The sequence below is a fragment of the Ferrovibrio sp. genome (assembly GCF_046297895.1).
In the GTDB taxonomy this organism is placed as follows: Bacteria; Pseudomonadota; Alphaproteobacteria; order Ferrovibrionales; family Ferrovibrionaceae; genus Ferrovibrio.
This window is the reverse complement of the sequence record NZ_JBKBHC010000003.1, coordinates 327673-353571: the sequence shown is the minus strand read 5'-3', so window position 1 is coordinate 353571 and position 25899 is coordinate 327673. Positions and strand designations below refer to the sequence as shown.

Below are 25899 nucleotides of genomic sequence, written 5' to 3'. Positions count from 1 at the left end.
GATGTCCCTAATCCGCGTCGACGTCGGCTTCCAGCGCGGCCTCCACCGCCTGCACCAGATCGACCATGGTGAAGGGCTTGCGCAGCACGGCGTTGGCGAACTGGCCGATGCCGTGGGCGCGCCGACGTTCCATCGCCACGCCCGACATCAGCAGTATGGTGAGCCGCGGCCAGTCGCGCGCCGCCTTCAGCGCGAGTTCGATACCGTCCATGTTGGGCATGGCAATGTCGGCCAGCAGCAGATCGAAGCTGGCGCGATTAAGCTGGCGCAGGGCTTCGGCGCCATCCGGCGTAACGACGGTTTCATGCCCGCGCGCCTCCAGCACCCGCCGGATGAATTCGCGCACGGCCACTTCGTCTTCGGCGACCAAAATCCGCGCCATGGTCCCTCGCCGCTGGCTGCCCGACTTTGCGGCGGCTTCTCGCCCGGGGCAGCCCCCTGTTCTGGAACAGCTTGGTTGGGCCCGGCATACCGATGCCGCAGCCCACGCCAAACCCTAACACCGATTCGGGGCGAGCAGAAACGCGCAAATAGGCCGTGCACGCACAACCGCGGCGGCGCCTGGCTGCGACTGCCGAAGGCCGCTGCTGCGAAGGCCTTTACTGGGGCGGATGGCTGGCGAAAGCCACTTCGAGATCGGTGACTTCCTCGCGCGGCGCCGGCAGCTTCACATCGAAGCTGAGCTTTTCGCCGGCGGCGATGCTGCTCTGTTCGAGCTGCAGGGTATAGCTGGCCAGTTCCTGGCCGCCGGCTCCGCGCATGGCAACACGCAAGGCCGGCAGCGGCCGCTCGATGTCGCCGACATTCACCACGTCGCCCGAGACGGCGATTCGGGTCTGGCCGCCTTCAAGGATGGTGGCGGATTTCAGGCCGTGCAGTTCCAGCCCGAGCCACTCCGCCGTTTCCACCGGCAGACCAACGGCCTGGTACAGCTTGGCGAGCGGCGGATAGAAGGCGATCAGTTCGGCGCGCTTGGCATAGCCGCCATAGCCCGCGCCGCCAAGCAGGGCGAACAGCAGCAGCCAGCCGAGCCAGGCCCAGGACCGCTGCTTGCGCGGTTTCGAGGGCGGACGCTGCACCCCCGCCTCGGCCAGGCGGGCGCGGCGGCGGTTCAGCACCTCGTCGGGGTCGTCGTCCAGGCCCTCGCCGGAGGACGGCTCGTCCAGCGGGGGATGCAGCGGCGGCCGGTCGGTCAGCAGCAGATCGTCGTCATCCTCGTCGAAACCGCTGATGCGCGGCGGCGGCGGGGCCAGATCGGGGGCCAGGTCGGCGGGCGGCGGGACTGGCGGTGGCGGCGGTTCGGGCCGGGCAACCCGCTCGGGCGGTGGCGGCGCGCCGCCGGGCGGCGGGGGCGGTTCCCAGTCATCGTCCGGCGCCGGGGGTTCCGGGGCGGCCGGGGCCTTCATCCCGGCCTTGCCGGGGGCCGGGGCGGGCGGCGGCGGAGTCTCGGGTTCGGGCTCGGGCAGCGGGTCCTGGTTCCAAACCGCGCGGCAGCGCGAACACCGCACTTTGCGCGGTGCCGGGCCAAAGTCCGTGGGATCGACGTGAAACCGCGTGGCGCAGCTTGGGCAGGTGAGGATCATGCCTGAGAACTGCCTGAAGCCAGCCCCTTTTGCGTTTCCGGATGCTTTCCCTTATAGGACGGACGGGGCTGCCGAAGCAAGGCTACTTCCCCGCAAGATATTGGCGCGCAAGGCATTGGGAGATTCGGGCTTGGTGCGTTTCCAGAATGTCGGCATGCGGTACGGCCCCGGACCCGAGGTATTGCGGGATGTCAGCTTCGAATTGGCGGCCGGCTCGTTCCATTTCCTGGCCGGCCCCAGCGGGGCGGGCAAGACCTCGCTGCTGAAACTGCTTTACCTGGCCCAGCGCCCCAGCCGGGGCCTGATCACCATGTTTGGCCAGGATGTCTCCACCGCCAGCCGGGCTGCCCTGCCGATGCTGCGCCGGCGGATCGGGGTGGTGTTCCAGGATTTCCGCCTGCTCGACCACCTGACCGCGCTGGACAACGTGGCTCTGCCGCTGCGCATCGCCGGCGCCGACGAAAAACGCACGCGCGACCATGTGGCGGAATTGCTGACCTGGGTGGGGCTGGGCGACCGGCTGGAGGCGCGGCCGGCCACGCTGTCGGGCGGCGAGAAGCAGCGCGTGGCGATTGCGCGTGCCGTGATCGCGCGGCCCAGCCTGCTGCTGGCCGACGAACCCACCGGCAACGTGGATGCCGACATGGCGCAGCGGCTGATGTACCTGTTCGTTGAACTCAACAAGCTGGGCACGGCGGTGGTGCTGGCCACCCACGACACGCAACTGCTGCAGCAGTTCCGGTTTCCCGTCATGCGCCTGCGCGGCGGGCAGCTTGCCATCGAGAGGAACGCGGCATGACGAAAAAGCGCCGCGCGACCTCCGACCTGCAGCTCGAAGCCGATTCCGGCACGCGCTTTTTACCCTGGGCGCTGGCGGTGATGGTGTTTCTCGCTGCGCTCAGCCTGGCCGGCGCATTGGCGCTGGGCGGCAGCATCGAGGGCTGGCGGCGCGGCGTGTCGGCGAAGCTGACCGTGCAGATCGCCGACCGGCCGGGCCAGCCGATGCAGCCGCGCGTGGACGCCGCCATCGCAGTGTTGCGCGGCGTGCCGGGCGTGCAGAGCGCGCAGGCCCTGCCGCGCGCCGCCGTGGAGGCCCTGCTGCAACCCTGGCTGGGCCGCGACGCGCTGGAGGCCGACCTGCCGCTGCCCGGCCTGATCGACGTGACGCTCGCCGACAATGCCGCCCTGTCGGTGGATGCCTTGAGCGCGCGGCTGCAGAATGCCGTGCCGGGCGCGCGCATCGACGACCCCAAGCCCTGGCTCGACCGCCTGGTGCAGTTGGGCCGCCTGCTGCAGAGCTTAGGGGGCGGCATCGTGCTGCTGGTGGGGCTGGCGCTGGCGGCGATGGTGATCTTCGCCACGCGGGCGGGCCTGGCCGCGCGGCGCGACACCATCGAGCTGCTGCACCTGATCGGCGCCGAGGACGGCTATATCGCCAAGCAGTTCCAGCGCCATGTGGCGCGCCAGGCGATACAGGGCGGCGCGGGCGGCGTGGTGCTGGCGATCATCATCCTGCTGGCGATCCAGTTCCTGGCCGGCGGCGTGGGCGCGGGGCTGCTGCCCGGCATGGGCATGGCCTGGTGGCACTGGCTGGCGTTGCTGGCGCTGCCGCTGGCGGCATTGCTGCTGGCCATCTTCACCGCGCGGCTGACCGTTCTGGGCGCGCTGCGCGCCATGATCTGAGGCGAGAATGCTGATCCTCTTGGACCGCGACGGCGTGCTGAACCAGGATTATCCCGACGATTACGTGAAGTCGCCCGCCGAGCTGATCCTGCTGCCCGGCGTGGGCGAGGCGATTGCGCGGCTGAACGCGCGCGGCTGGCCGGTGGCGCTCTGCACCAACCAGGCCTGCGTGGGCAAGGGCATCATCGACGAGGCGATGCTGGCCCGCATCCATGACGACCTGCGCGACCGCATCGCGCCGGCCGGCGCCCGCATCGACGCGATCTTCTTCGCCCCCGATCCGCCCTGGGCAGTCACCGACCGGCGCAAGCCCGGCCCCGGCATGCTGCGCGAGGCGATGCGGCAGTTCCGCGCCACGCCGGAGGAAACCGTGTTCATCGGCGACGCGATCACCGACCTGCAGGCCGCCGCCGCCGCCGGCTGCCGCCGCATCCTGGTGCGCACCGGCAAGGGCAAAAAGACCCAGGCCGCCGGCTTGCCAGAGGCCGTGCTGCCGGTGACGATTGCCGAATCGCTGCCCGATGCGGTGGCACGCCTGCTGGACGAACAAAGCGAAACACCACGACCCTGATGGCCCGCCGTAGTTCCGATACCCCGCTTTCCACCCGCCTGTTCCGCTGGGCCGTCGCGCTCTGCGCCGTGGCCCTGCTGTGGCTGGGCGGCGCGCTGGCCTATCTGGACCGCGTGGACACCTTCACCCCGCCCGACAGCGAGGCGAAGACCGATGCCATCGTGGTGCTGACCGGCGGCGCGGTGCGCTTAAGCTCGGCCCTGCGCCTGCTGCATGAGGGCAAGGCCGAGCGCCTGCTGGTCTCGGGCGTGGCGCCCACCACGACAAAGGCCTCGCTGATGCAGGCGGCGATTCCGGCCATGCCGGATTCGGCCCAGGCCTCGAATAGCTGGAGCGGCATCGACCTGCAGATGCTGTTCGACTGCTGCGTGGATCTGGGTTTCGAGGCCGAGGATACGGCGGGCAACGCCGTGGAGGCGGCGAGCTGGGCGCGGGCGCGCGGCTACAAATCCTTGCGCGTGGTGACGGCGAACTATCACATGCCGCGTGCCATGGCGGAATTCCGCCGGCGCCTGGACGACATCGCCGTGCTGCCGCATCCGGTGCGCTCGGATGCCATGCGGGTGGAGGATTGGTGGCAGCGTCGCACGGCGACGCTGTTCCTGCTGGGCGAATACAGCAAATACGCGGCCGCCCTGCTGCGCGCGCATCTGGACGACTGGCTGGAGGAAACGGTAGCCGAGAGTACTGCGCGCAAGGCGCCTGAACAGAAAGTTGTCGAATGAGCTGGCTGCGCGGGCTGGTCTTCCAGATCCTGTTCCTGGGCTGGAGCACGCTGGTGGCGTTCTACAGCCTGATCCCGCTCGCACTGGGCAGGCGGGAGCATATCTTCGCCATCGGCAAATTCTGGTCCGACAGCATCAATCTCCTGCTGCGTCTGATCGCGGGCATCACCTATCGCATCGAGGGCATGGAGACCGTGCCGCCGGGCGCGGTGCTGATCGCCTCCAAGCACCAGTCGCTGTGGGATACCGCCATCGTGCTGGCGCTGTTTCGCGGCCCGGCCATCGTGATGAAGCAGGAATTGCTGCGCATCCCGATCTACGGCGCGCTGTGCCGCATCCAGGGCATGATCGCCGTCGACCGCTCAGGCGGCGCCAAGGCGCTTAAAAGCATGCTGAAAAGCGCGCGCGACGCGGTGGCCGAGGGCCGCAAGCTGATCATCTTCCCGCAGGGCACGCGCACCCTGCCCGGCCAGGCGCACGATTACCAGCCCGGCGTGGCGGCGCTCTATCGCGACCTGAAGATCCCCGTGGTGCCGGTGGCGCTCAATTCCGGCTTCTTCTGGCCCAAGCATGGCCTGAAGCGCCCGGCCGGCACCATCGTGATGCGCTTTTTGCCAGCGATCCCAGCGGGGCTGGACCGCGAGACATTCATGACGCGGCTGGAGAGCGACATCGAGACCGCGCAGGCGGCGCTGGAAGCGGAGACGCGGGCGGGGATGGAGGCCTAGATCGCCGAGAAGCGTTTCGTCAGGTCCTGGCGGCGGAACTGTTCGGTCACGAAATCGACAAAGGCGCGCAGCTTGCCCGGCATCTGGCTGCGGCTGGAGAAATACAGCGAGATCGGTCCCAGATCGGCATACCAGCCAGGCAGCAGGCGCAGCAGCCGGCCAGCTTCGAGATCGGCCAGTGCATTGGGCATCGCCACCATCGCCACGCCCAGTCCCATGCGCGCAGCGCGGCAGATGGCATCGGGATCGTTCAGCGTGATCTGCGGATCGAGCGGCAGGGCGGTCTCGCGCCCGCGTCCGCCGCGCAAAGCCCAGTTGCGGACGCGGCCGGTCTGCGGCGAACGCATGCCGATGCAGTCAAATCCGCCCAGGTCTTCCGGCCGTTTCGGCGGCTTGCGGCCTTTCATATAGGCGGGCGCGGCCACGGCGACGACATGGGCCCGCGCCAACTCGCGCGCCACCACGCCGGGCGTGAGATCGAAACCGCCGCCGATGGCGGCGTCGTAGCCTTCGGCGATAAGGTCGACATGACGGTTCTCGAAATGCCAGTCGATCTTCACCTGGGGATAGCGGGCGCGGAAGGCCGGCAGCATGGGCAGGATGTAGTCCATGCCGAAACCGGGCGCGAGGCTGACCTTCAACAGCCCGGCGGGGGTGGCATGATCGGCCGATACGCCGGCGATGGCGGCCTGGATGCTCTCCAGCCCGCCGACGACCGATTGCAGGAAGCGCTCGCCCGCCTCGGTGAGTGTGAGCCGCCGCGTGCTGCGCTGAAACAGCCGCACGCCCAGATTGGCCTCCAGCGCGGCGACATTGCGGCTGACCGCCGCCGGCGTCAGCCCGAGCCGGCGGGCGGCGGAAGAAAAACCGGCCAGCTCGGCGCTTTTGACGAAGGATTCCAGGTTGACGAGGCTTTCCATTGGATCGCGCTATTTTCAATTAATACTTGAAAGTAAAATACCGTATTACCAGCTAATACGGAAGTAATTTCCGGCCTAGCTTTGCCCCATCGCAACCCCCGCGATGATCCAACGGAGCAAAGCCATGACCACCCTCACCCAGCCCCTCGCCAACAAGGTCGCCCTCGTCACCGGCGGCTCGCGCAGCATCGGCGCCGCCATCGTCAAACGCCTGGCGGCCGACGGTGCCGCCGTCGCCTTCACCTACAGCGCCTCGGCCGACAAGGCCGAAGCCCTGGCCCACGAGATCGCGGCATCCGGCGGCCGGGCACTGGCGATCCGCGCCGATGCCGGCGATGCCGCAGCCGTGCAGGCCGCCGTGGCGCAGACGGTGGCGGCGCTGAGCCGCATCGACATCCTGGTGAACAATGCCGGCGCGGCGGCGCAGGGCATGACCGGCGAGATTCCGCTGGCGGATTTCGACCGCCTGGTGGCAGTGAACGTAAAGGGCGCCTTCGTGGCGGCGCAGGAAGCCGCGCGCCGCATGCAGGCCGGCGGCCGCATCATCAACGTGGGCAGCGTCCACAGCGAATACGTGCCCTATGCCGGCATCGCGGTCTATGCGCTGACCAAGGGTGCGCTGGCCGGCATGACCCAGGCGATGGCACGCGACCTTGGCCCGCGCGGCATCACGGTGAACAACATCCTGCCCGGCCCCACCGACACCGACATGAACCCGGCCTCGGGCCCCTTCGCCGACGCCGTGCGCGGCCTGACTGCCCTGCAGCGTTACGCCGCGCCGGCCGAGATCGCCGGTTTCGTGGCCTATCTCGCCGGGCCGGATTCCAGCTTCATCACCGGTGCCAACCTGCGCGTCGATGGCGGCTTCGCCGCTTAAATCCCCCTCAGGCAAGGAGCACGCGACATGAGCAGCAGCCACATCACGCCGAGCAGCACAATCGGCATCATCGGTGCCGGCAATATCGGCCAGGCCTTCGCCACGCGGCTGGCGGCGGCGAAAATCGACACCATCATCAGCAACAGCCGCGGCGCGGAGACGCTGATCGACACGGCCAAGGCGCTGGGCCCGACCGTGCGCGCCGGCAGCGTGCAGGAGGCAGCCCGGGCCGATATCGTGTTCGTCTCGGTCTACTGGGCACAGCTTGAAACCGCCCTGAGCGGCCTGCCCGACTGGAACGGGCGCATTGTGATCGACGCCAACAACCCGGTGATCCAGCCCGGTTTCCGCCTGGCCGAGCTGAACGGCCGCATCTCCAGCGAGGTGGTGGCCGACATGCTGCCCGGCGCGCGGCTGGTGAAAGCCTTCAACACGCTGCCCACCGCCGTGCTGGCCTCCGATCCGCGCACAGCCGGCGGCAACCGCGTGGTATTCCTCTCGGGCAACGATGTGCAAGCCAAGGCCGAGGTGGCGGCGCTGGCCGAACGTCTGGGCTTCGCGCCCGTCGATCTCGGCAGCCTTTCCGCCGGCGGCCGGCTGCAGCAGTTTCCCGGCGGCCCGCTGCCGGGGCTGAACCTGCTCAAGCTCGGGTAAGGCTTCGGAAATGGGATCCCGGGTCAAACCCGGGATGACGTTACAACGAGGACGCTCAACAAGAGACGTCACCCTGGCCGAAGCGCAGCGCAGAACCGGGGTCCCATTTTCATTCTCGATCCAGCAAAATGGGATTCCCGCTTTCGCGGGAATGACGAACGGGTGTGGCGCCCCTGTGGAAAATCCGGGATAACTTCAAAACGCCTGCCTGCGGATCGTGGGGATAAGCCGGATTCTCGAGGCTTCACAACATATTGTGCCGCACTGGCCGGTTGATCAATCTGTAGAAACATTAAGAGAACATTACACTGGACTCTGCCCCCTTGGGCGATAGAGTCAGAAGGCTGCGGCCGCGGGCGGTTTTTGCCTTCCGCGCCGCCTGTTTGCATTCGTCTCTTTTTCAGGATTCCCGTATGTCGCCCATCGCGCCGATTTCGCAGCAAATCTGGGACATGAAGTACCGGTTCAAGGGACCGGACGGGAATCCGCTCGACCTCGCCATCCCCGACACCTGGCGCCGCATCGCCAAGGCCCTGGCCGTGGCCGAAAAGGATCCGGCGCAGTGGGAGCAGGATTTCTATGCGGCGCTGGAGGATTTCCGGTTCCTGCCGGCGGGCCGCATCGTGGCCGGCGCGGGCACCGGGCGCAACGTGACCCTGTTCAACTGCTTCGTCATGGGCACGATCCCCGACGACATGGGCGGCATCTTCGAGCATCTGAAGGAAGCCGCCCTCACGATGCAGCAGGGCGGCGGCATCGGCTATGACTTTTCGACTTTGCGGCCGCGCGGCGCGCCGGTGAAGGGCGTGGGCGCCGATGCCTCGGGCCCGCTCAGTTTCATGGATGTGTGGGACGCGATGTGCCGCACCATCATGTCGGCTGGCAGCCGGCGCGGCGCCATGATGGCCACCCTGCGCTGCGACCATCCGGATATCGAGGCCTTCATCGAGGCCAAGCGCGAGCCGGGCCGCCTGCGCATGTTCAACCTTTCGGTGCTGGTGACCGATGCCTTCATGGCGGCCGTGAAGCAGAACCTGCCCTGGGAACTGAAATTCAACGGCACCGCCTATCGCACCGTGCAGGCCCGCGAATTGTGGGACAAGATCATGCGGGCGACCTACTCTTACGCCGAGCCCGGCGTGATCTTCATCGACCGCATCAACCGCCGCAACAACCTGCATTACTGCGAGACCATCGCCGCCACCAATCCCTGCGGCGAACAGCCCCTGCCGCCCTATGGCGCCTGCCTGCTGGGCTCGATCAACCTGGCGCGGCTGGTGAAAAAGCCCTTCGAGGCCGAGGCGGAACTGGATATCGAGGCGCTGGAGCGGCTGGTGCGCAGCGCCGTGCGCATGATGGACAACACCATCGACGTCTCGCGCTTCCCGCTGGAGCAGCAGCAGCACGAGGCCCAGGCCAAGCGCCGCATCGGCCTGGGGATCACCGGCCTGGCCGACGCCCTGATCATGGTGGGCGCGCGCTATGGCTCGGCCGCCTCGATCAGGCTGATCGAGAGCTGGATGAAGCGGCTGCAGCGCGTGGCCTATCTCACGTCTGTCGAACTGGCCCGCGAAAAAGGCGCGTTTCCGCTGTTCGACAGGGACGCCTACCTGGCCGGCGAGAGCATAGCTGAACTGGACGAGGACGTGCGCGCGGCGATCGCGCAGCATGGCATCCGCAACGCGCTGCTGACCTCGATCGCACCGACCGGCACCATCTCGCTGTTCGCCGACAACATCTCGTCGGGGCTGGAGCCGGTATTCAGCTTCACCTATATGCGCAGCGTGCTGTTGCCCGATGGCAGCCGCCAGCAGGAAGAGGTGAGCGATTACGCCTATCGCCTCTATCGCCAGATCAGGGGCGAAAACGCGCCGCTGACCGAGGCCTTCGTGACGGCGCAGGATTTGAGCCCGGCCGACCATGTGCGCGTGCAGGCCGCCGTGCAGAAATACATCGACAGCTCGATCTCCAAGACCATCAACGTGCCGGAAGACATCGATTTCGATGCCTTCAAGGACGTCTATGCCATGGCCTACGAGCAGGGCTGCAAGGGCTGCACCACCTATCGGCCGAACGACATCACCGGCTCGGTGCTGACCGTGAAGAAGGACGAGAAGAAGAAACCGGCCGAGACCGCGCAGCAGGCCGAACTGCCGCTGGCCCCTGCCGCGCGGCCGGCCGAACTGCGCCCGGTGGAGGCGACGCGCTCGCGCGATCCCGCCGCGCAGTCGTTGTCTGGCAGCGGCGTCGTCTACATGACCAAGCCGCTGGACCGGCCCGAGGCCCTGCCCGGCCGCACCTACAAGATCACCTGGCCGGAATCCGAACACGCGATGTACATCACGCTGAACGACATCATCCAGGATGGCCGCGTGCGCCCCTTCGAGGTGTTCATCAACTCCAAGAACACCGAGCATTACGCCTGGACCGTGGCGCTGACCCGCATGATGTCGGCGGTGTTCCGGCGCGGCGGCGATGTCAGCTTCGTGGTGGAGGAGCTGAAGGCCGTGTTCGATCCGCGCGGCGGCCACTGGATGGGCGGGCGCTACGTGCCCTCGCTGCTGGCGGCCATCGGCGAGGTGATCGAGCGCCACCTGATCGAGATCGGCTTCATGGCCGATCCCAACGCGCAGCGCGAGGAAAAGGCCGTGCTGGCGCTGGCCGCCAATGCAGAAACGCCGAAGCCTCTGTCCGGTTTGCGCCAGTGCCCGAAATGCGGCCAGCCCGGCCTGATCCGCGCCGAGGGTTGCGACACCTGCACCTCCTGCGGCTATAGTAAGTGCGGATAAGGCAGGGCTTTACGTGCGCGTAAGGCGTTGCCGTTAGGGAAACGCACCGCACGCAAAAAGAGCCGATGAGCGCCGAGCCGGGCCAGCCGATCAGAGCCGTATTGTGGGATTTCGGCGGGGTGATCCTCACCTCGCCCTTCGAGGCCTTCCGCCGCTATGAGGAACAGCGCGGCCTGCCGCGCGACTTCCTGCGCGGGGTGAATGCGATCAATCCCCATTCAAACGCCTGGGCCCGCTTCGAGCGCGGCGAGGTGGATGCCGATACCTTCGGCGAGCTTTTTGCCGCCGAGGCCAGGGCGCTGGGCCACGACGTGCATGGCCGCGAGGTGCTGAAGCTGGTCTCGGGCGAGATCCGCCCGCGCATGGTGGCAGCCCTCAAAACCGTGAAGGCGCGTTTCAAGATCGCCTGCCTGACCAACAACATGCCCTTGGGCCATGGGCCGGCGATGGCGGTGAGCCCGGAAAAGGCCGCCGCGATAGCCGAGGTGATGCGCCTGTTCGACATCGTGGTGGAATCGAGCAAGGTGGGCGTGCGCAAGCCCGAGCCCGCCTTCTACCAGCGCGCCTGCGCCCTGCTGGAAATCCAGCCGTTTGAGGCCGTGTTCCTCGACGATCTCGGCATCAACCTGAAACCCGCCGCCGCCATGGGCATGCAGACCATCAAGGTCGAAGACCCGGACCGGGCCCTGGCCGATCTGAGCCGCATCATCGGGATGGAGTTTGCATGAGCCGCGCCGACGACATACTCAATTCCGAATTCGGCACGCTGCCCGCGCTGGTCGCCGCCCATGCCGCCGAGCGGCCGGACCATCCGGCGCTGGTGGATCCGGAAGGCGTACTGACCTACGGTCAGCTGGATGCCCGCGCGGACCGCGTGGCCGCGGCCCTGCAGCGTGATGGCGCGAAACACAGCGTCAGCATCGTGAGTTATTCCCGCAACGATTACGTCACGGTCTATGTCGGCGCCTTGCGCGCCGGCCTCGCAGTCGCGCCGCTGGCGCCATCGTCGCTGCCTGAGCAGATCGTGGCCATGGCCAATGACGCCGATGCCGCGCTGATCTTCCTGGATGGCGACAACGAAGCGGCGCTGAACGGCGTGCTGGGCCAGCTGCCGCGCCGCATCCGGCTGGATACGCCGGAGTTCGAGCAATGGCTGGCGCCCGAGGGCACGAAACCGGCGCCGGCGACCCTCACGCCACAGATGCCGTTCAACATCATCTATTCCTCGGGCACGACCGGCACGCCGAAGGGCATCGTGCAGTCGCATGGCATGCGCTGGCTGCACATGCAGCGCGCCAACCTCTATGGCTACGACCGTGCGGCCATCACGCTGCTGTCCACGCCGCTTTATTCCAACACCACCCTGGTCAGCCTGTTTCCCACTTTGGCCGGCGGCGGCACGGCGATCCTGATGCCGAAATTCGACGTGGCGAAATATTTGAGCCTCGCGCAGCAGCACCGCGTGACCCACACCATGCTGGTGCCGGTGCAGTATCAGCGCATCATGGCGCATCCCGGTTTCGACACATACGACCTGAGCGCCTTCCGCGCCAAGTTCTGCACCAGCGCGCCGTTCAACGCGGCGCTCAAGGCCGACATCCTGAAACGCTGGCCTGGCAAGCTGATCGAGTATTACGGCATGACCGAGGGCGGCGGCACCTGCATCCTGGTCGCCGACGAATTCCCCACCAAGCTGCATACCGTGGGCCGGCCGGCCGAGGGCCACGACATCCGCCTGATCGGCGAGGATGGCAGGCCGGTGCCGCCCGGCGAAATCGGCGAAATCGTCGGCCATTCCGGCGCCATCATGACCCACTATCACAAGCAGCCGGGCAAGACGGCGGAAGCCGAATGGTTCGACGAAACCGGCAAACGCTTCATCCGCACCGGCGACATGGGCCGCTTCGACGAGGACGGCTTCCTGCAGCTCATGGACCGCCGCAAGGACATGATCATCTCGGGCGGCTTCAATGTCTATCCCAGCGACCTGGAGGCCGTGCTGCGCCAGCACGGGGCCGTGTTCGACGTGGCCGTGGTCGGCGTGCCATCAGAGCAATGGGGCGAGACGCCGGTGGCCTTCGTGGTGAAGGCACCGGGTGCCGAGATCGGTGCCCCCGAGCTGCTGGCCTGGGCCAATGCGAAACTCGGCAAGATGCAGCGCCTGTCCGCCATCGAGTTCCGCGAGACGCTGCCGCGCAGCGCCATCGGCAAGGTGCTGAAGCGCGAATTGCGCGATGAGTATAAGGCGCCGGAGACTCCCTAAACCGTCATGCCCGGACTTGGTCCGGGCATCCACGTCTTTGTCGCAGGAAAAGAACTCGTGGATGGCCGGGCCAAGCCCGGCCATGACGATTCGAGTGGGGAGTTAGATTCCCGGGCAGCGTTTTTTCACTTCCGCCAGCAGGTGATGCAGCGGGCCGTCGCCGATGCCGAGCTCATCCAGATGCGCCACGGTGTTGGCCAGATAGGCCGCGTTCGTGCCGCGTGCGCCGCAGCAGGTGGCAATGGTGTCGATCACCTGCCGCTCGCTCAAATAGCCCGCATACTGCTTGTGATGGGGATCGGCCACGAAGGCCAGCACCTTCACGCGGCTGCCATCTTCCATCTGCGCCAGGTGGAAGCCCGGACGATAGACGCCGGTGACCATCTCGCGGCGATAGAGATAGTCGATCACGGCGGTTTCGTCGCCGCGCTTCACGCGGAAGGCCTTGCCGGTGCAGGAGCCGCCGGGCATCAGGCCCAGCACCAGACCGGGCCGTTCCGGCGTGCCGCGATAGCGGTGCGACCAGACGCAGAAGCCGCGATGGAAACCCCAGAGCCGCGCCGTCATCTGTCTGGTGAAGGGGAAACCCGGATCCCACATCAGCGAGCCGTAGCCGAAGACCCAGAGCGGCTGGCCCTTTTCGGGCAGGATTCTGGGAAAGGGCGGCGCGGCCTCGCCGGGCAGCGGTTCCTCGTGGTCGAAGGGAATATGCCGGCGGCTCATTTCGTTTTGGGTGCGATATTCACCAGCGCCACGCCCACCATGGTGGCGGCCATGCCGGCCAGCGCCAGCGCGCTGAGCTGTTCGCCGAACAGGAAATACGCCACCAGGGCCGTGCAGGGCGGCACCAGGAAGAACAGGCTGGAGACCTTCGCCGCCGCGCCGCGCCTGATGAGGATGAAGAGGAGCGTGATGGCGCCAAGCGACAGCACGATGCAGAGCCAGCCGAGCGCGAAGATGAATTCGCCGGTCCACTGCACCTGCCGCGTTTCGAACAGCAGCGCGAAAGGCACCAGGGCCACCGTAGTGGCGGCGAACTGGATCGCCGTGCCCGAGCGCAGGTCGATGGCGGGGCAGAATTTCTTCTGGTACAGCGTGCCGATGGTGATGCCGACCAGCGCAATCCCGGACAGGGCGTAGCCCCAGGCCGTGCCGACGCCGATATCCAGCTTGGTCCAGACCACCAGCACCACGCCGCCCAGGCCCAGGCCCAGGCCGAGCCATTGCCGCGCGGTGACGCGTTCGCCCAGAACGGGGCCAGCCGCGGCTGCCACCAGCAGCGGCTGGATGCCCACGATCAGCGCCGAGATGCCGGCCGGGACGCCATGGAAGATCGAGGCGAAGACGCCGCCGAGATACACGCCATGCAGCAGCAGGCCGGCCACGGCGATATGACCGGCCATGCGCCAGTCCTGCGGCCAGGGCGCGGCGGTGAGGGCCGCAAAGAGGCAGAGCATGACCGTGACGGCGGCGAAGCGCAGCACCAGGAAGGTCATCGGCTCGGCATAGGGCAGGCCGAGCTTGGCGCCGATGAAGCCGGTCGACCACAGCAGTACGAACAGGCCCGGCATGGCGGCGATGGCCCAGGTCTGCAGCGGGGCTGCGGTATGCGTGGTGGAAGCGGACATGACGGCGGGAGGCGGCGGATGGTTTCGGGCACTATTGACCGTATGTCCAGCTATGGCAAGGCAATGACATTGGCAAGCCGGGCATTGGCAAGCTGGAGAAGAGCCGAGCGGCCTGCTATATCCACGTCATGCGCTATTTCGTCCTGGCCGGCCTGATCGTCGGCGCCCTGCTTGGCTATTACGTGCTGTGGTCGCACCTGGCCGACCAGGTGGCGGCCCAGGCCAATGCCTGGATCGAGAGCCAGCGGCGCCAGGGCCGCAGCGTGGCGTATGACGGCTGGCGCCTCTGGGGCTTTCCCTACCGCCTGTCGCTGACCGTCACCAACCTGACCTGGCGCGATCCGAACAGCCCGCTGGACTGGCAGGTCGGGGCCACCGAACTCACCGCCCACCTGCAGTTCTGGGACCTGCACCACGCCATCTTCGAACTGCCGGGCCGGCAGCGCCTGGCCTGGCGCGAGGGCGGCGTCGAAAAAACCATGACGCTGGCCAGCGAACGGTTCCGCGCCAGCCTGGTGCTGGATGGCGCCAATTCGCCGCTGCGCCTGGCCGCCGTGATCGACAAGCCCGATTTCAGCGGCGACCTCTTGCAGGGCTGGTCGGCGGGCAAGCTGCTGCTGCATGCGCGCCGCGCCGGCAGCCTGCCGCCCAGTGCCGACCTGTCGCTGCAGGCCGAGGCGATCACGCTGCCGCCCGCCCTGGACGGTCCGCTGGGGCGCGACGTCGGCCAGCTCAAGCTGATCGGCAACCTGCGCGGCGCGGCCTATGGCAGCAGCCCGGACAGCCTGCTGGCCTCGTGGCGCGACGGCGGCGGGGTGATGGACTTCCAGACCGTAAGCCTGCATTGGGGCGGCCTGAAGCTGGATGGCGACGGCAGCCTGACGCTGGACAGGCAATTCCGTCCGCTCGGCGCCATGGGCGGCCAGATCCGCAACGCCGATGCCGGCATCGACGCGCTGGTGGCGGCGGGCAAGATGAAGGCCGGCGAAGCGGCGGCCGCTAAGGCCGCGCTCACCCTGGTGACCAAACGCGATGCCAAGGGTGAGCCCTATCTGCCGGTGCCGCTGACCGCGCAGGACGGCAAGCTGTTCCTGGGACCGGTGCCGCTGTTCAGCCTGGCGCCAATCATGACGCCGCCGGCACAATAAGACGCGACAGGACCAGTTGGATCAGGATTGGGCGTCGCCCTTCGCCGCCGGGCTGCGGCCAAAATCGGGCGCGGCGGTTTCCTGGCCGGCATCAATGATGGCGCGGCGGATGGCGCGGGTGCGGGTGAACAGATCGAACAGCGTTTCGCCCTCGCCCCAGCGGATTGCGCGCTGCAGCGCGATCAGGTCTTCCGTGAAACGGCCCAGCATTTCCAGCACCGCTTCCTTGTTGTTGAGGAACACGTCGCGCCACATCGTGGGGTCGGAGGCGGCGATGCGGGTGAAATCGCGGAAGCCGCCGGCGGAATACTTGATCACTTCCGATTCCGTCACGGTTTCCAGATCGTCCGCCGTGCCGACGATGTTGTAGGCGATCAGATGCGGCACATGGCTGGTGATGGCGAGCACCAGATCGTGATGGCGCGGCTCCATGATCTCGACCTTGCTGCCGAACGCTGCCCAGAAGGCCTTCACCTTCTCGATGGCGGCGGCATCGGTGCCGGCCTCGGGCGTGAGGATGCACCAGCGGTTCTGGAACAGCGCGGCGAAGCCCGCCGTCGGGCCGGAATGCTCGGTGCCCGCCACGGGATGGCCCGGCACCAGATGCACGCCCCGGGGCAGATGCGGCGCCACATCGCGGATCACCGCCTGCTTGCACGACCCGACATCGGAGACGATGGCCCCGGCTTTCAGCACCGGACCGATATGCGCCGCCACTGCCGCATTGGCGCCGAGCGGCACGCAGAGCAGCACCAGATCGGCATTCTTCGCGGCCTCGGCGGCATCGTGATGCACGCTGTCGCCCAATTGCAGTTCCTGCGCCTGCCGGCGATGCGCATCGGAGGCATCGGCAATGGCGATATGCTTCGCCAGGCCGTGTTCTCGCGCGGCACGCGCGATCGACGAGCCGATCAGGCCGATGCCGATGATCGCGAGACGGTCGAACACCGCATTCAGCCTTTCATGACCTCGGTGAGGGCGGCGATCACCATGTCGTCTTCCTCCACCGTGCCGATGGACAGCCGCAGGGCATCGTTCAGGCCATAGCCGCCCATGCCGCGCAGGATCAGGCCGCGCTGGCGCAGGGCCGCATCGGCCGCCTTAACCTGCTCTGGCCCGCCGGGGAAGCGCATCAGGATGAAATTCGCCACGCTGGGCAGGACTTCCAGGCCGAGCTTCTGCAACGCCGCGGTGACGCGGGCCAGTTCAGCATCGTTATGGGCGCGCGCCTTCTCGACCCAGGCGGTGTCTTCCAGGGCGGCGACCCCGGCGGCCTGGGCGGCCGCGTTGACGTTGAAGGGACCGCGCACGCGGTTCAGCACGTCGATCACATTGGCTGGCGCATAGGCCCAGCCCAGCCGCAGGGCTGCCAGGCCGTAGATCTTGGAAAACGTGCGCAGCACCATAGTGTTGTCGGAGCCGGCCACCAGTTCCATGCCGTTGGAATAGTCGTTGCGGCTGACATATTCGGCATAGGCAGCGTCGATCACCAGCAGCACATGGGCCGGCAGGCCGGCGCGCAGTCGGCGCAGGTCGGATGCCGGAATGTAGGTACCGGTGGGATTGTTGGGATTGGTGAGGAACACCACCCGCGTCTTCGGCGTGACGGCAGCCAGGATGGCATCCACATCGGCGGTGAAATTCTTTTCCGCCACCTTCACCGGCGTGGCGCCGCGCGCCTGCGTGGCGATGGGATACATCATGAAGCCGTATTGCGAATAGATCACCTCGTCGCCCGGGCCGACATAGGCGGCGCAGATCAGCGAGATCATCTCGTCCGAGCCATTCGAGCAGACGATATTCTCGGCCGGGATGCCGTAATGCTTCGCCAGCGCCTGGCGCAGGGCATCCACTGCACCGTCGGGATAGCGGTGCAGTTCGGCGGCCATCTGCTGGAACACCGCCATCGCCTTCGGGCTGGGGCCGAGCGGGGTTTCGTTGGACGAAAGCTTATGAACCCTGGTGACGCCAGGCACTTTGCCCTCGCCGCCTTTGTAGGGGGCGATGTCGAGAATTCCGGGTTGCGGCTTCGGCGCGGTCACGGCAGGCACTCCTTCACGAAACAGTCTTACGCCGGATCAGCGGGCAGCGGCACGGCATAGGCGCCGATCACCACCGCATCGTCGATCAGTTTGCGGTCGGCGTCCATCAGTGCGGCCAGCCGGCTGTCGTCGGCCGCCATGAAGCCCTCGATTTCCAGCAGGATGCGGGCGCCGTCCTCGCCGCGGCGATGCTGGGCGATCGCACGCCCCTCCAGCCCAACCTGGGCCAGCAGGGCGGAAATGCGGGCGATGCTGGGCGCCGATTCGGTCATGGCCAGCACCAGCAGGCTGCGATCCTCGCCTGAATCCTCGGGCGCGGCGTTGGCAATCACATAGGCATCCAGCTCGGCCAGGCTGCCCCGGCTGTTGGGCACGAAGGGCAGGCGGCCAATCACACGCGGCGTGCCGGGCGACCGCGAAGCCAGCTGCGGCCACCAGCTTTCCTTTTCGCCGTCTTCGGGCTGCGCCATCACGCCGAGGGCGGCCGGCTGGGCCGAGATGGCGCGCATCACGGCATTTACCGTGGTGCAGAGCTGCAGCGGCGTGGTGGAGCCATACCAGTCGCGCGCCAGGTCCCAACGCGCGGCCGATTTGTTGGGGGCGTGAACCGCCACCTTCACCGCAGGCGCCTGCAGCGGATAGAGCGCGGCGATCATCTCGCGCCATATCCGAGACACGGAAGCGGCCGGCAAGGCGCCGCGATGGCGGGCGACCAGGTGACGGATGATCTGGGCCTCGCGGCCGGGTCGCAGAAAGCCGTCGCCGGTCGACCGCTTGACGGCAGCGACCCGCTGCACGGCCTCGGCACGCCGGCGCAACAGATCCAGGATCTGGTCGTCCAGCACGTCGATGTCGCGCCGCAAATCGGCCAGGCTCGGGGTATGGTCACTCATGGGAAACAGGATACCGGGGGCTGAAAAAACCGCATAGTCTTAGGGGCTTCGCCCCTGAAAAGCAAAGAAAACATTGACACCATCGGCGGGGGTCACTAAGCACGGGGGCCCGCGCCGGACAGGGTCCCGGCCGGGCTTCGCCCCACCCTTCCGGTCGGGCGGATATCCCCGCTCCAAACCCTGTAGGATATCCCGGCTGCCTGCCATGAGTGCCGCACTCCCCCCCCTGTCCCGCCACGATCCCGTCGGTCCCGGCCACCGGGTCACCCTGGGCGAAACCCTGCCCCTGAAGCTCGATTGCGGGCTGGACCTCGGCCCCTACCAGATCGCCTACACGACCTATGGCCACCTGAATGCCGAGAAGTCGAACGCGATCCTGATCTGCCATGCGCTCACCATGGACCAGCATGTGGCGAACACCCATCCGGTGACCGGCAAGCCGGGCTGGTGGCTGACCGCTGTGGGGCCGGGCAAGATCATCGACACCGATAGATTCTTCGTGATCTGCGCCAATGTGCTGGGCGGCTGCATGGGCTCGTCGGGCCCGGCCGAAACCGATCCGGCCACCGGCAAACCCCATGGCCTGCGATTCCCGGTCATCACCATCCGCGACATGGTGAACGCCCAGGCCATGCTGCTGGATCATCTGGGCATCCGCCAACTGTTCTGCGTGATCGGCGGCTCGATGGGCGGCATGCAGGTGCTGCAATGGGCGGCAAGCTATCCCGAGCGCGTCTTCTCGGCCATTCCGATCGCCTGCGCCGCCAAGCATTCGGCGCAGAATATCGCCTTCCACGAGGTGGGCCGGCAGGCGATCTATGCCGACCCGCAATGGCACCAGGGCGACTATTTCGACCATGACACGATTCCGCGCGCCGGCCTGGCCGTGGCGCGCATGGCGGCCCATATCACCTATCTGTCGGAAGCGGCCCTGCACCGCAAGTTCGGCCGCAACCTGCAGAACCGCGAACGCATCACCTACGGCTTCGAGACCGAATTCCAGGTGGAGAGCTATCTGCTGCACCAGGGCTCGACCTTCGTGGAGCGGTTCGACGCCAATTCCTATCTCTACATCACCCGCGCGATGGATTATTTCGACCTCGCCGCGCAGGCGGGCGGCAGCCTGGCCAATGCCTTCCAGGGCACCAAGACGCGCTTCTGCGTGGTGTCGTTCACCTCCGACTGGCTGTTTCCCACGTCGGAAAGCAAGGAGATCGTCCGCGCGCTGAATGCGGCCGCCGCCAATGTCAGCTTCGTCGAGATCGAGACCGACAAGGGCCACGACGCCTTCCTGCTGGACGAGCCGGTGATGTTCCGCACGCTGAAAGGCTTCATCGAGGGTTGCGCCGAACAGCGCGGCCTGAATGGCGGGCTCCCGCAGGGAGACCGGAAATGAGCAACGCAAACGCACATAAGGACATCCGCCGCGATCTGCTGATGATCGCCGAGATGGTGGCACCGAAAAGCCGCCTGCTGGATGTCGGCTGCGGCGACGGCGCGCTGCTGGAATACCTGGCGCGCGAGAAGCAGGTGGACGGGCGCGGCATCGAGATCCGCCAGAGCGGCGTGAATGCCTGCGTGGCGCGGGGCCTGAGCGTGATCCAGGGCGACGCCGATACCGACCTGCCGGATTATCCCGATGCCGCCTTCGACTACGTGGTGCTGAGCCTGACCCTGCAGGCGACGCGCAATCCGCGCAAGGTGCTGCACGAGATGCTGCGCATCGGCCGGCGTGCCATCGTGTCGTTCCCCAATTTCGCCTACTGGCGGGTGCGGATGCAGTTGATGTTCGGCGGCCGCATGCCGATGACGGCGGCGCTGGACGATCCCTGGTACGAGACGCAGAACATCCACCTCTGCACCATCCAGGATTTCGACGAACTCTGTGCCCGCGACGGCTTCATCGTCGAACAGCGCATCGCCGTCGACGGCCATGGCAACCGGAACGGCTGGAAGCTGCAGGGCGCGGCGGCCAACTGGTTCGGCGCCCAGGCCGTATATGTTCTACGCCGGCGCGGAGCCTGAACCGTCATTCTCACGCAAGCTGCGCTCGGTCCGCAGCCGCGCCGAGGGCGACGGATTGAGCGCGAAGGCACGCTGCTTCTGCTTCACCGCGCGGGCCGGCACGCCGGCATAGACCTGCTTTTCCGCCTCCACCAGCAGCACGCCGGAAAAACGGCTCCACAGGATCTCGCCGGTCTTCTCCCAGGCATTCACCGCCTTGATCACGAAGGCGCGGTCCGACGGCGGCAGCCACAGGGCCGCCTGCGACTGGGTGGGCGAGAACATGGCGTCGCGCATCAGCCGCGTGAGCTGCGGCGGCGTATAGGGATGGCCCTGGCCAAAGGGCGTGGCCTCGATATGCGCCCACAGGCCGCGCCGGTTCGGCACCACGGCCAGCAGCCGGCCCTGCGGCGTCAGCACGCGCCACACCTCGCGCAGCAACGCGCGCACATTCTCGGAATTCTCCAGCGCATGCATCAGCAGCAGGCGGTCGACGGACGCATCGGGCAGGGGCAGGTCGTCTTCGTCTACCAGCATGACGCGGCCGGGCAGGCCGCGTGGCCAGCGCACCACCCCCTGCGGCCCCGGCATGGCGGCGATCACCCGCTCGGCCTCGCCCTCGAAGATGCGCAGGTAGGGCGTGGCATAGCCCAGGCCCAGCACAGTCATGCCCTGCACATTCGGCCAGAAGACGCGCAATCGGGGCCGCAGCAGGCGGCGCACCGCCCGGCCCAGCGGGTTGGCGTAGAATTCGCGCAGATCGATGATGTCCGGGCGCAGCATGGCGTTATATTAGCAGCTTCCCGTCCGACTTGAGAACGATGCCATGCCCCTCGATATCGTGCAGATTCCCGTGCTGAACGACAATTACGTCTACCTCGCCCATGATCCGGCGACGGGCGCCACCGGCGTGGTCGATCCCGCCGTGCACGAGCCGGTGCTGGCGGCGCTGCACCAGCGCGGCTGGCGGCTGACCCATATCCTCAATACCCACCATCATCCCGACCATGTGGGCGGCAACATGGCGCTGAAAGATGTCACCGGCTGCCAGGTCGTGGGGCCACGGGCCGATGCCGACCGCATTCCGGGTATCGATGTGGCGCTGAAGGACGGCGAGACCTGGTGTCTGGGCAAGGAGGAAGCCCGCGTCTTCGACGTGCCGGGGCATACGAAGGGGCATATCGCCTTCTGGTTCGCCAACTCAAAAGCCCTGTTCTGCGGTGATACGCTGTTTGCGCTGGGTTGCGGCCGGCTGTTCGAGGGTACGCCGTCGCAGATGTGGGCATCCTTAAGCAAACTCGGCGCCCTGCCCGACGATACCCGCGTCTACTGCGCCCATGAATATACCGAATCCAACGCGCGCTTTGCCGTCACCGTCGAGCCGGACAATGCGGCGCTGGTCGCGCGTTACGAGACGATCAAAGCGGCACGCGCGAAGGGCCAGCCGACCGTGCCGTCGCTGCTGGGCCAAGAGAAAGCCACCAACCCTTTCCTGCGGCCGACGAGCGCGAATCTGCGCGCGACCCTGGGCATGACGGATGCCGACGACGTGGCGGTGTTCGCCGAGACGCGCAAGCGCAAGGATACGTTCAGGGGCTAGCGGCGACGTAAATCGGCGTGAGTTCGGCGTAGGTGGCGTCGCGCAACTCGCCGATCATGTGCCACAGCCGCTCGGCGAAATCGCGGTTGGCGGCATAAAAGGCGTAGCCGAACGGCACGTGGAAATCCTCGACCAGCACCGGCGGCACCACCTTTTCGATCCTTGCCGCCGCCTGTTCGCTCAACTGGCGGTCGCCGATGATGTCGAGCGACACCACGGCATCGACGCGGCCGAGCGCCAGCATGGCAAACATCTGGCCGCCGCTTCCGATGCGGATGATCTCCACGCCCTGGGCCTGCAACGCCTCGGCCACGAGCTGGGTGCTGCTGACCGCAAGCGGCGTGGTGAGGCCGCCGATCCGCCGGCCATCCCAGGTGATGCCGCTGCCCTGCCGGCGGTAGAGCGAATGGGCCAGACGCGCGGCATGGCGAGCGGCATCGGGCTGACCGTCGCGCAGGGGAAAGGCCAGGTCGCGCGCCCGTTCGGCGGAGTAACGGAAACCGAGAATGCCGTCCTGCCGGGCGGCCTTCACCTCCTCGATCATGCGCCGCGCCGGCATACGGGTGAGATGCAGCCGGCCGTCCAGGCGATGCATCGCGCGCTGCACCAGCTCGACGGCGATGCCGGGCCGGGCGGGAATGGCGGCGCCGCTGCCGGTTAGATAGGGGCTGGCATCCTGCTCGATATAGGCCAGCCGCAAATCCACCGCATGGGCCGGCAGCGGCAGTCCCAGCAGAGCCAGGCAGGCAAAGGCGAGCCGGCGAATCATTGCCGGGCAGTCTAGCCCGGCAGGGCCGCAGGGCGGAATACGATACTATTGCGTTACAACGGCCGGCGTGCCTTCAGCGCGGCCCCGAGCGTGCCATCGTCGAGGTAATCCAGTTCGCCGCCGACCGGCACGCCATGGGCGAGCCGCGAAATGGTGACGCCGGTATTCTGCAACCGGTCGGTGATGTAATGCGCCGTGGTCTGGCCTTCCACCGTGGCATTGGTGGCGATGATCACCTCGCGCACCTTCTTTTCGCCAGACTGTCCGGCCTGCACGCGGGCGATCAGGCCATCGACATTGAGGTCGGCGGGGCCCACGCCATCCAGCGCCGACAGCGTGCCGCCCAGAACGTGATAACGACCGCGGAACACCCCGGCGCGTTCCAGCGCCCAGAGATCGGCCACGCCTTCCACCACGCAGATCAGGCCGGCATCACGGCGCTCGTCGGTGCAGATGGCACAGGGATCGCGGGTATCGAGATTGCCGCAGACGGAGCAGGCATGCACGCTGTCGCCCACCTCGCGCAGACTGGCCGCCAGCGGGTTGAGCAGGGCGTCCTTTTTCTTGAGCAGATGCAGGGCGGCGCGGCGCGCCGAGCGCGGGCCCAGGCCGGGCAGGCGCGCCAGCAGCTGGATCAGCCGCTCGATCTCGGGACCGGCCATGGCGGAAGACTCAGAAGGGCAGCTTCATGCCCGGCGGCAGCGGCAGGCCGGCGGTGAGCTTCTGCATCTCGTCGGCCATTTCGCGGTCGGCGCGCGCCTTGGCGTCGGCATGGGCGGCCTTGATGAGATCCTCCAGCACCTCGACCTCGTCGGGCACCAGCAGCGAGGGATCGATCTTCACCCCGCGCAGCTCGCTCTTGCCGTTCAGCGTGACGATCACCATGCCGCCGCCGGCCGAACCCTGCACCTCGCGCTGCTCCAGCTCGGCCTGCATTTCCTGCATGCGCTGCTGCATGGCTTGCGCCTGTTTCAGCATGTTGCCGAGATTCTTCATGGTCGACTCCTTGGGTTCAATCCAGCTCGTCGAGCGGATCGACATCGTCGGTGACATAGCCGTCGCCGGCATCCTCCTCGACGGCTTCGGGCTCGGGCGGCGCGGCCTCGCGCACGGCATCCAGCACGGCGCCGGGGAAAGCGGTGAGCACGGCCTGCACCAGCGGATGCGCCTGCACATGGGCGCGGCGGCGCGATTCCTCGACCTGTTCCTGCTCGGCCAGGGTCGGCTCGCCCGGCAGCTTGCTTAAACTCACCACCCAGCGCTGGCCGGTCCAAGCTTTCAGCTTCTCGATCAGGCGGCCGGGCAGGTCGTGATGCGCGCCGGGTTCCAGCCGCAATTCGATGCGGCCGGGCTCGAAGCTGACCGGATGCACGTCGTTGTAAAGCTCGGCCGCGAGGATGCCCTCGCGCATGTCCTTCGCCAGCTGCACCAGGGCCGGGAAGCTGGTCGGCATGGCGGCAAGCGCGACGGTTTCGCCCGGCTGCGGGGCGGGTGAGGCAACAGCACGCGGCTGCGCGGCGACGGCGGTTGCCGTGGCGCCATTGCCGCCGCCACCGTTACCGCCACCGAGCGGCGCACGCGGGCCAGCCGGCGCAGCGTTAGGGGCGCCACCCTTCTCTTTCCATTCCTTCGCCAGATCGGCCGGGCTGGGCAGGTCGGCAGCGTAAGCAAAGCGCACCAGCACCATCTCGGCCGCCGCCAGCGGCACCGGCGCGCTGCGCACCTCGGCCAGGCCTTTCAGCAGCATCTGCCACGAGCGCGCCAGCACCGGCATGCCCAGCTTGGCGGCCAGTTCCTTGCCGCGCTGGCGCTGGCTTTCGGGCAGCGTCACGTCGTCGGGCGTGCCGCCGATCACCTTCACGCGCGTCAGCCAGTGGGTAAGATCGAGCAGGTCCTGCATCACGACAGCCGGATCGGCGCCGAGATTATACTGCGCCTGCAGGTTATCCAGCGCCTCGGCCAGCTTGCCGTGCAGCAGCAGGTCGAGCAGGGCGAAGACCTGGCCGCGGTCGGCCAGGCCCAGCATGTCGCGCACCAGTTCGGCATTTACGCTACCCGCGCCATGGGCAATCGCCTGGTCGAGCAATGAGAGGCCATCGCGCACCGAACCTTCGGCGGCACGCGAAATCAGCGTGAGCGCGTCGTCGTCGATCCGGGCGTTTTCGGCTTCGGCGATGCGCTTGAAATGCGCATTCAGCACGGCGATCTCGACGCGCTTGAGATCGAAACGCTGGCAGCGCGACAGCACCGTGACGGGAACTTTACGGATTTCAGTGGTGGCGAAGACGAATTTCACATGCGGCGGCGGCTCTTCCAGCGTCTTGAGCAGGCCGTTGAAGGCCGCCGTGGAGAGCATGTGCACTTCGTCGATGATGTAGATCTTGTAGCGCGCCATCGAGGGGGCATAGCGCACCGCCTCGATGATTTCGCGGATGTCATTGATGCCGGTGCGCGAGGCGGCGTCCATCTCGAACACGTCGGGATGGCGGTCCTCGGCGATGGCCTTGCAGTTGTCGCAGACGCCGCAGGGTGCAATCGTCGGGCCGCCCTGGCCGTCGGGACCGGTGCAGTTCAGCGCGCGGGCGATGATGCGGGCGGTGGTGGTCTTGCCCACGCCGCGCACGCCGGTGAGGATGAAGGCCTGGGCGATGCGGCCGGTGGCGATGGCATTGGTGAGCGTGCGGACCAGCGCATCCTGGCCGATCATCTCGGCGAAGGTGCTGGGGCGGTATTTGCGCGCAAGCACGCGATAGGGCGCCGGCTGACTCATTCGCTCACAGGCTCATTCGCTCACTGGCCCTTTGATTGGATGGGCTGCGCCCGGACTGCAAGCGCCGGACTGGGCAAGGATGCGGTGGGAGGCTGGCAACGACCCGAGCGGAAACTCGTTACGGCTGCTTCCTTCCGGACCTGACCGGGTTGGCGAGGCGCCCGTCCGCCACCAACCTCCCGGGCCTTATATCCGTCATTAAGCCATGGTTTTCAATGGGTAGGCCGATAGGATTCCCGCCCCAATCCCGCA

General features: G+C 67.3%; 27 protein-coding genes and 1 other RNA gene. 14 read left to right on the top strand and 14 right to left on the bottom strand.

Going from position 1 to position 25899, the window contains the following annotated elements:
- Positions 1-7 precede the first annotated feature (7 nt).
- Both ACK4FK_RS06755 and ACK4FK_RS06750 read right to left on the bottom strand, forming a co-directional pair.
- Positions 8-382 carry a response regulator gene (locus ACK4FK_RS06755; protein WP_409742915.1) on the bottom strand — a complete coding sequence of 125 codons (375 nt, stop codon included), beginning with the start codon at positions 380-382 and terminating at the stop codon, positions 8-10.
- A 217-nt stretch (positions 383-599) separates the two neighbouring features.
- Complete coding sequence (locus ACK4FK_RS06750; protein ID WP_409742912.1) at positions 600-1583, bottom strand: zinc-ribbon domain-containing protein; 984 nt, start codon at positions 1581-1583, stop codon at positions 600-602.
- Positions 1584-1713: 130 nt separating this feature from the next.
- Between ACK4FK_RS06750 and ftsE the strand changes: the two genes are divergently transcribed.
- The 5 genes from ftsE to ACK4FK_RS06725 are packed head-to-tail and all read left to right on the top strand — an operon-like array spanning position 1714 to position 5290.
- Positions 1714-2382 carry a cell division ATP-binding protein FtsE gene (gene ftsE / locus ACK4FK_RS06745; RefSeq protein ID WP_409742909.1) on the top strand — a complete coding sequence of 223 codons (669 nt, stop codon included), beginning with the start codon at positions 1714-1716 and terminating at the stop codon, positions 2380-2382.
- The gene (locus tag ACK4FK_RS06740) at positions 2379-3266 is read left to right on the top strand and encodes a cell division protein FtsX (protein WP_409742906.1); all 888 of its coding nucleotides are present in this window, start codon (positions 2379-2381) and stop codon (positions 3264-3266) included. Before ftsE ends, ACK4FK_RS06740 begins: the two co-directional genes overlap by 4 nt.
- Before the next feature lie 7 nt (positions 3267-3273).
- Positions 3274-3837, top strand: a complete 564-nt coding sequence (locus ACK4FK_RS06735) for a D-glycero-alpha-D-manno-heptose-1,7-bisphosphate 7-phosphatase (RefSeq protein WP_409742903.1) — start codon at positions 3274-3276, stop codon at positions 3835-3837.
- A complete protein-coding gene (locus ACK4FK_RS06730) occupies positions 3837-4562 on the top strand; it encodes a YdcF family protein (RefSeq protein WP_409742900.1) in 726 nt (241 codons plus the stop codon). Before ACK4FK_RS06735 ends, ACK4FK_RS06730 begins: the two co-directional genes overlap by 1 nt.
- The gene (locus tag ACK4FK_RS06725; protein ID WP_409742898.1) at positions 4559-5290 is read left to right on the top strand and encodes a lysophospholipid acyltransferase family protein; all 732 of its coding nucleotides are present in this window, start codon (positions 4559-4561) and stop codon (positions 5288-5290) included. The genes ACK4FK_RS06730 and ACK4FK_RS06725 overlap by 4 nt, the downstream gene beginning before the upstream one ends.
- Here ACK4FK_RS06725 and ACK4FK_RS06720 read toward each other — a convergent pair.
- On the bottom strand, positions 5287-6210 hold the full coding sequence (locus ACK4FK_RS06720) for a LysR substrate-binding domain-containing protein (protein ID WP_409742895.1): 924 nt from the start codon (positions 6208-6210) through the stop codon (positions 5287-5289). The two genes, ACK4FK_RS06725 and ACK4FK_RS06720, sit on opposite strands and share 4 nt — an antisense overlap.
- Positions 6211-6334: 124 nt before the next feature.
- On the opposite strand from ACK4FK_RS06720, the gene ACK4FK_RS06715 reads away from it, so the two are divergent.
- The 5 genes from ACK4FK_RS06715 (at position 6335) to ACK4FK_RS06695 (ending at position 12793) form a co-directional block, all read left to right on the top strand.
- Positions 6335-7087 (top strand): SDR family oxidoreductase, encoded by a 753-nt coding sequence (locus tag ACK4FK_RS06715; protein WP_409742893.1) that lies wholly within the window; start codon positions 6335-6337, stop codon positions 7085-7087.
- Between the two features lie 27 nt (positions 7088-7114).
- Positions 7115-7741 (top strand): NADPH-dependent F420 reductase, encoded by a 627-nt coding sequence (locus ACK4FK_RS06710; protein WP_409742890.1) that lies wholly within the window; start codon positions 7115-7117, stop codon positions 7739-7741.
- 413 nt (positions 7742-8154) lie between these two features.
- Positions 8155-10530: an adenosylcobalamin-dependent ribonucleoside-diphosphate reductase gene (locus ACK4FK_RS06705; RefSeq protein WP_409742887.1), complete on the top strand. Its 2376-nt coding sequence runs from the start codon at positions 8155-8157 to the stop codon at positions 10528-10530.
- Between the two features lie 65 nt (positions 10531-10595).
- On the top strand, positions 10596-11258 hold the full coding sequence (locus ACK4FK_RS06700; protein ID WP_409742884.1) for an HAD-IA family hydrolase: 663 nt from the start codon (positions 10596-10598) through the stop codon (positions 11256-11258).
- The gene (locus ACK4FK_RS06695) at positions 11255-12793 is read left to right on the top strand and encodes a class I adenylate-forming enzyme family protein (RefSeq protein ID WP_409742881.1); all 1539 of its coding nucleotides are present in this window, start codon (positions 11255-11257) and stop codon (positions 12791-12793) included. The genes ACK4FK_RS06700 and ACK4FK_RS06695 overlap by 4 nt, the downstream gene beginning before the upstream one ends.
- Before the next feature lie 102 nt (positions 12794-12895).
- Here ACK4FK_RS06695 and ACK4FK_RS06690 read toward each other — a convergent pair whose 3' ends face one another.
- On the bottom strand, positions 12896-13516 hold the full coding sequence (locus tag ACK4FK_RS06690) for a gamma-glutamylcyclotransferase (protein ID WP_409742878.1): 621 nt from the start codon (positions 13514-13516) through the stop codon (positions 12896-12898).
- Positions 13513-14421 (bottom strand): DMT family transporter, encoded by a 909-nt coding sequence (locus tag ACK4FK_RS06685; protein ID WP_409742877.1) that lies wholly within the window; start codon positions 14419-14421, stop codon positions 13513-13515. Before ACK4FK_RS06685 ends, ACK4FK_RS06690 begins: the two co-directional genes overlap by 4 nt.
- Positions 14422-14549: 128 nt before the next feature.
- On the opposite strand from ACK4FK_RS06685, the gene ACK4FK_RS06680 reads away from it, so the two are divergent.
- Positions 14550-15569, top strand: a complete 1020-nt coding sequence (locus tag ACK4FK_RS06680; protein WP_409742874.1) for a DUF2125 domain-containing protein — start codon at positions 14550-14552, stop codon at positions 15567-15569.
- Positions 15570-15590: 21 nt separating this feature from the next.
- Here ACK4FK_RS06680 and ACK4FK_RS06675 read toward each other — a convergent pair whose 3' ends face one another.
- The 3 genes from ACK4FK_RS06675 to pheA are packed head-to-tail and all read right to left on the bottom strand — an operon-like array spanning position 15591 to position 18504.
- Positions 15591-16517 carry a prephenate/arogenate dehydrogenase family protein gene (locus ACK4FK_RS06675; protein WP_409742871.1) on the bottom strand — a complete coding sequence of 309 codons (927 nt, stop codon included), beginning with the start codon at positions 16515-16517 and terminating at the stop codon, positions 15591-15593.
- Positions 16518-16522: 5 nt separating this feature from the next.
- Entirely contained in the window at positions 16523-17611 is a 1089-nt protein-coding gene (gene hisC / locus ACK4FK_RS06670) for a histidinol-phosphate transaminase (RefSeq protein ID WP_409742868.1), read from the bottom strand.
- 26 nt (positions 17612-17637) lie between these two features.
- Positions 17638-18504: a chorismate mutase gene (gene pheA, locus ACK4FK_RS06665; protein ID WP_409742866.1), complete on the bottom strand. Its 867-nt coding sequence runs from the start codon at positions 18502-18504 to the stop codon at positions 17638-17640.
- Positions 18505-18709: 205 nt separating this feature from the next.
- Between pheA and ACK4FK_RS06660 the strand changes: the two genes are divergently transcribed.
- Both ACK4FK_RS06660 and metW read left to right on the top strand, forming a co-directional pair.
- Complete coding sequence (locus ACK4FK_RS06660; RefSeq protein ID WP_409742863.1) at positions 18710-19900, top strand: homoserine O-acetyltransferase; 1191 nt, start codon at positions 18710-18712, stop codon at positions 19898-19900.
- Complete coding sequence (gene metW, locus ACK4FK_RS06655; protein WP_409742860.1) at positions 19897-20529, top strand: methionine biosynthesis protein MetW; 633 nt, start codon at positions 19897-19899, stop codon at positions 20527-20529. The genes ACK4FK_RS06660 and metW overlap by 4 nt, the downstream gene beginning before the upstream one ends.
- On the opposite strand, the gene ACK4FK_RS06650 is transcribed toward metW, so the two are convergent.
- Positions 20509-21291, bottom strand: a complete 783-nt coding sequence (locus ACK4FK_RS06650) for a class I SAM-dependent methyltransferase (RefSeq protein WP_409742858.1) — start codon at positions 21289-21291, stop codon at positions 20509-20511. The genes metW and ACK4FK_RS06650 overlap by 21 nt on opposite strands.
- A 43-nt stretch (positions 21292-21334) precedes the next feature.
- On the opposite strand from ACK4FK_RS06650, the gene gloB reads away from it, so the two are divergent.
- The gene (gene gloB / locus ACK4FK_RS06645) at positions 21335-22108 is read left to right on the top strand and encodes a hydroxyacylglutathione hydrolase (protein ID WP_409742855.1); all 774 of its coding nucleotides are present in this window, start codon (positions 21335-21337) and stop codon (positions 22106-22108) included.
- Here gloB and ACK4FK_RS06640 read toward each other — a convergent pair.
- From ACK4FK_RS06640 to ffs, 5 genes are all read right to left on the bottom strand, one after another.
- Positions 22098-22877 (bottom strand): substrate-binding periplasmic protein, encoded by a 780-nt coding sequence (locus tag ACK4FK_RS06640; protein ID WP_409742852.1) that lies wholly within the window; start codon positions 22875-22877, stop codon positions 22098-22100. The genes gloB and ACK4FK_RS06640 overlap by 11 nt on opposite strands.
- Before the next feature lie 53 nt (positions 22878-22930).
- A complete protein-coding gene (gene recR, locus ACK4FK_RS06635) occupies positions 22931-23539 on the bottom strand; it encodes a recombination mediator RecR (protein ID WP_409742849.1) in 609 nt (202 codons plus the stop codon).
- A 10-nt stretch (positions 23540-23549) separates the two neighbouring features.
- Positions 23550-23873 carry a YbaB/EbfC family nucleoid-associated protein gene (locus ACK4FK_RS06630; protein ID WP_409742846.1) on the bottom strand — a complete coding sequence of 108 codons (324 nt, stop codon included), beginning with the start codon at positions 23871-23873 and terminating at the stop codon, positions 23550-23552.
- Between the two features lie 16 nt (positions 23874-23889).
- Positions 23890-25647 carry a DNA polymerase III subunit gamma/tau gene (locus ACK4FK_RS06625; protein ID WP_409742844.1) on the bottom strand — a complete coding sequence of 586 codons (1758 nt, stop codon included), beginning with the start codon at positions 25645-25647 and terminating at the stop codon, positions 23890-23892.
- Between the two features lie 84 nt (positions 25648-25731).
- Positions 25732-25827: signal recognition particle sRNA small type (ffs, locus tag ACK4FK_RS06620), an RNA gene on the bottom strand.
- Positions 25828-25899: the final 72 nt, after the last annotated feature.

Bases quoted from the DNA above. Each gene is read 5' to 3' on its own strand.
- ACK4FK_RS06685 (WP_409742877.1), bottom strand. From the start codon at position 14,421: ATGTCCGCTTCCACCACGCATACCGCAGCCCCGCTGCAGACCTGGGCC.
- recR (WP_409742849.1), bottom strand. From the start codon at position 23,539: ATGGCCGGTCCCGAGATCGAGCGGCTGATCCAGCTGCTGGCGCGCCTG.
- ACK4FK_RS06630 (WP_409742846.1), bottom strand. From the start codon at position 23,873: ATGAAGAATCTCGGCAACATGCTGAAACAGGCGCAAGCCATGCAGCAG.
- ACK4FK_RS06680 (WP_409742874.1), top strand. From the start codon at position 14,550: ATGCGCTATTTCGTCCTGGCCGGCCTGATCGTCGGCGCCCTGCTTGGC.
- ACK4FK_RS06690 (WP_409742878.1), bottom strand. From the start codon at position 13,516: ATGAGCCGCCGGCATATTCCCTTCGACCACGAGGAACCGCTGCCCGGC.
- ACK4FK_RS06735 (WP_409742903.1), top strand. From the start codon at position 3,274: ATGCTGATCCTCTTGGACCGCGACGGCGTGCTGAACCAGGATTATCCC.
- ACK4FK_RS06710 (WP_409742890.1), top strand. From the start codon at position 7,115: ATGAGCAGCAGCCACATCACGCCGAGCAGCACAATCGGCATCATCGGT.
- ACK4FK_RS06640 (WP_409742852.1), bottom strand. From the start codon at position 22,877: ATGATTCGCCGGCTCGCCTTTGCCTGCCTGGCTCTGCTGGGACTGCCG.
- ACK4FK_RS06725 (WP_409742898.1), top strand. From the start codon at position 4,559: ATGAGCTGGCTGCGCGGGCTGGTCTTCCAGATCCTGTTCCTGGGCTGG.
- ACK4FK_RS06720 (WP_409742895.1), bottom strand. From the start codon at position 6,210: ATGGAAAGCCTCGTCAACCTGGAATCCTTCGTCAAAAGCGCCGAGCTG.
- metW (WP_409742860.1), top strand. From the start codon at position 19,897: ATGAGCAACGCAAACGCACATAAGGACATCCGCCGCGATCTGCTGATG.
- ACK4FK_RS06660 (WP_409742863.1), top strand. From the start codon at position 18,710: ATGAGTGCCGCACTCCCCCCCCTGTCCCGCCACGATCCCGTCGGTCCC.
- ACK4FK_RS06705 (WP_409742887.1), top strand. From the start codon at position 8,155: ATGTCGCCCATCGCGCCGATTTCGCAGCAAATCTGGGACATGAAGTAC.
- ACK4FK_RS06650 (WP_409742858.1), bottom strand. From the start codon at position 21,291: ATGCTGCGCCCGGACATCATCGATCTGCGCGAATTCTACGCCAACCCG.
- pheA (WP_409742866.1), bottom strand. From the start codon at position 18,504: ATGAGTGACCATACCCCGAGCCTGGCCGATTTGCGGCGCGACATCGAC.
- gloB (WP_409742855.1), top strand. From the start codon at position 21,335: ATGCCCCTCGATATCGTGCAGATTCCCGTGCTGAACGACAATTACGTC.
- ACK4FK_RS06715 (WP_409742893.1), top strand. From the start codon at position 6,335: ATGACCACCCTCACCCAGCCCCTCGCCAACAAGGTCGCCCTCGTCACC.
- ACK4FK_RS06700 (WP_409742884.1), top strand. From the start codon at position 10,596: ATGAGCGCCGAGCCGGGCCAGCCGATCAGAGCCGTATTGTGGGATTTC.
- ACK4FK_RS06740 (WP_409742906.1), top strand. From the start codon at position 2,379: ATGACGAAAAAGCGCCGCGCGACCTCCGACCTGCAGCTCGAAGCCGAT.
- ACK4FK_RS06625 (WP_409742844.1), bottom strand. From the start codon at position 25,647: ATGAGTCAGCCGGCGCCCTATCGCGTGCTTGCGCGCAAATACCGCCCC.
- ACK4FK_RS06755 (WP_409742915.1), bottom strand. From the start codon at position 382: ATGGCGCGGATTTTGGTCGCCGAAGACGAAGTGGCCGTGCGCGAATTC.
- ACK4FK_RS06695 (WP_409742881.1), top strand. From the start codon at position 11,255: ATGAGCCGCGCCGACGACATACTCAATTCCGAATTCGGCACGCTGCCC.
- ACK4FK_RS06730 (WP_409742900.1), top strand. From the start codon at position 3,837: ATGGCCCGCCGTAGTTCCGATACCCCGCTTTCCACCCGCCTGTTCCGC.
- ACK4FK_RS06750 (WP_409742912.1), bottom strand. From the start codon at position 1,583: ATGATCCTCACCTGCCCAAGCTGCGCCACGCGGTTTCACGTCGATCCC.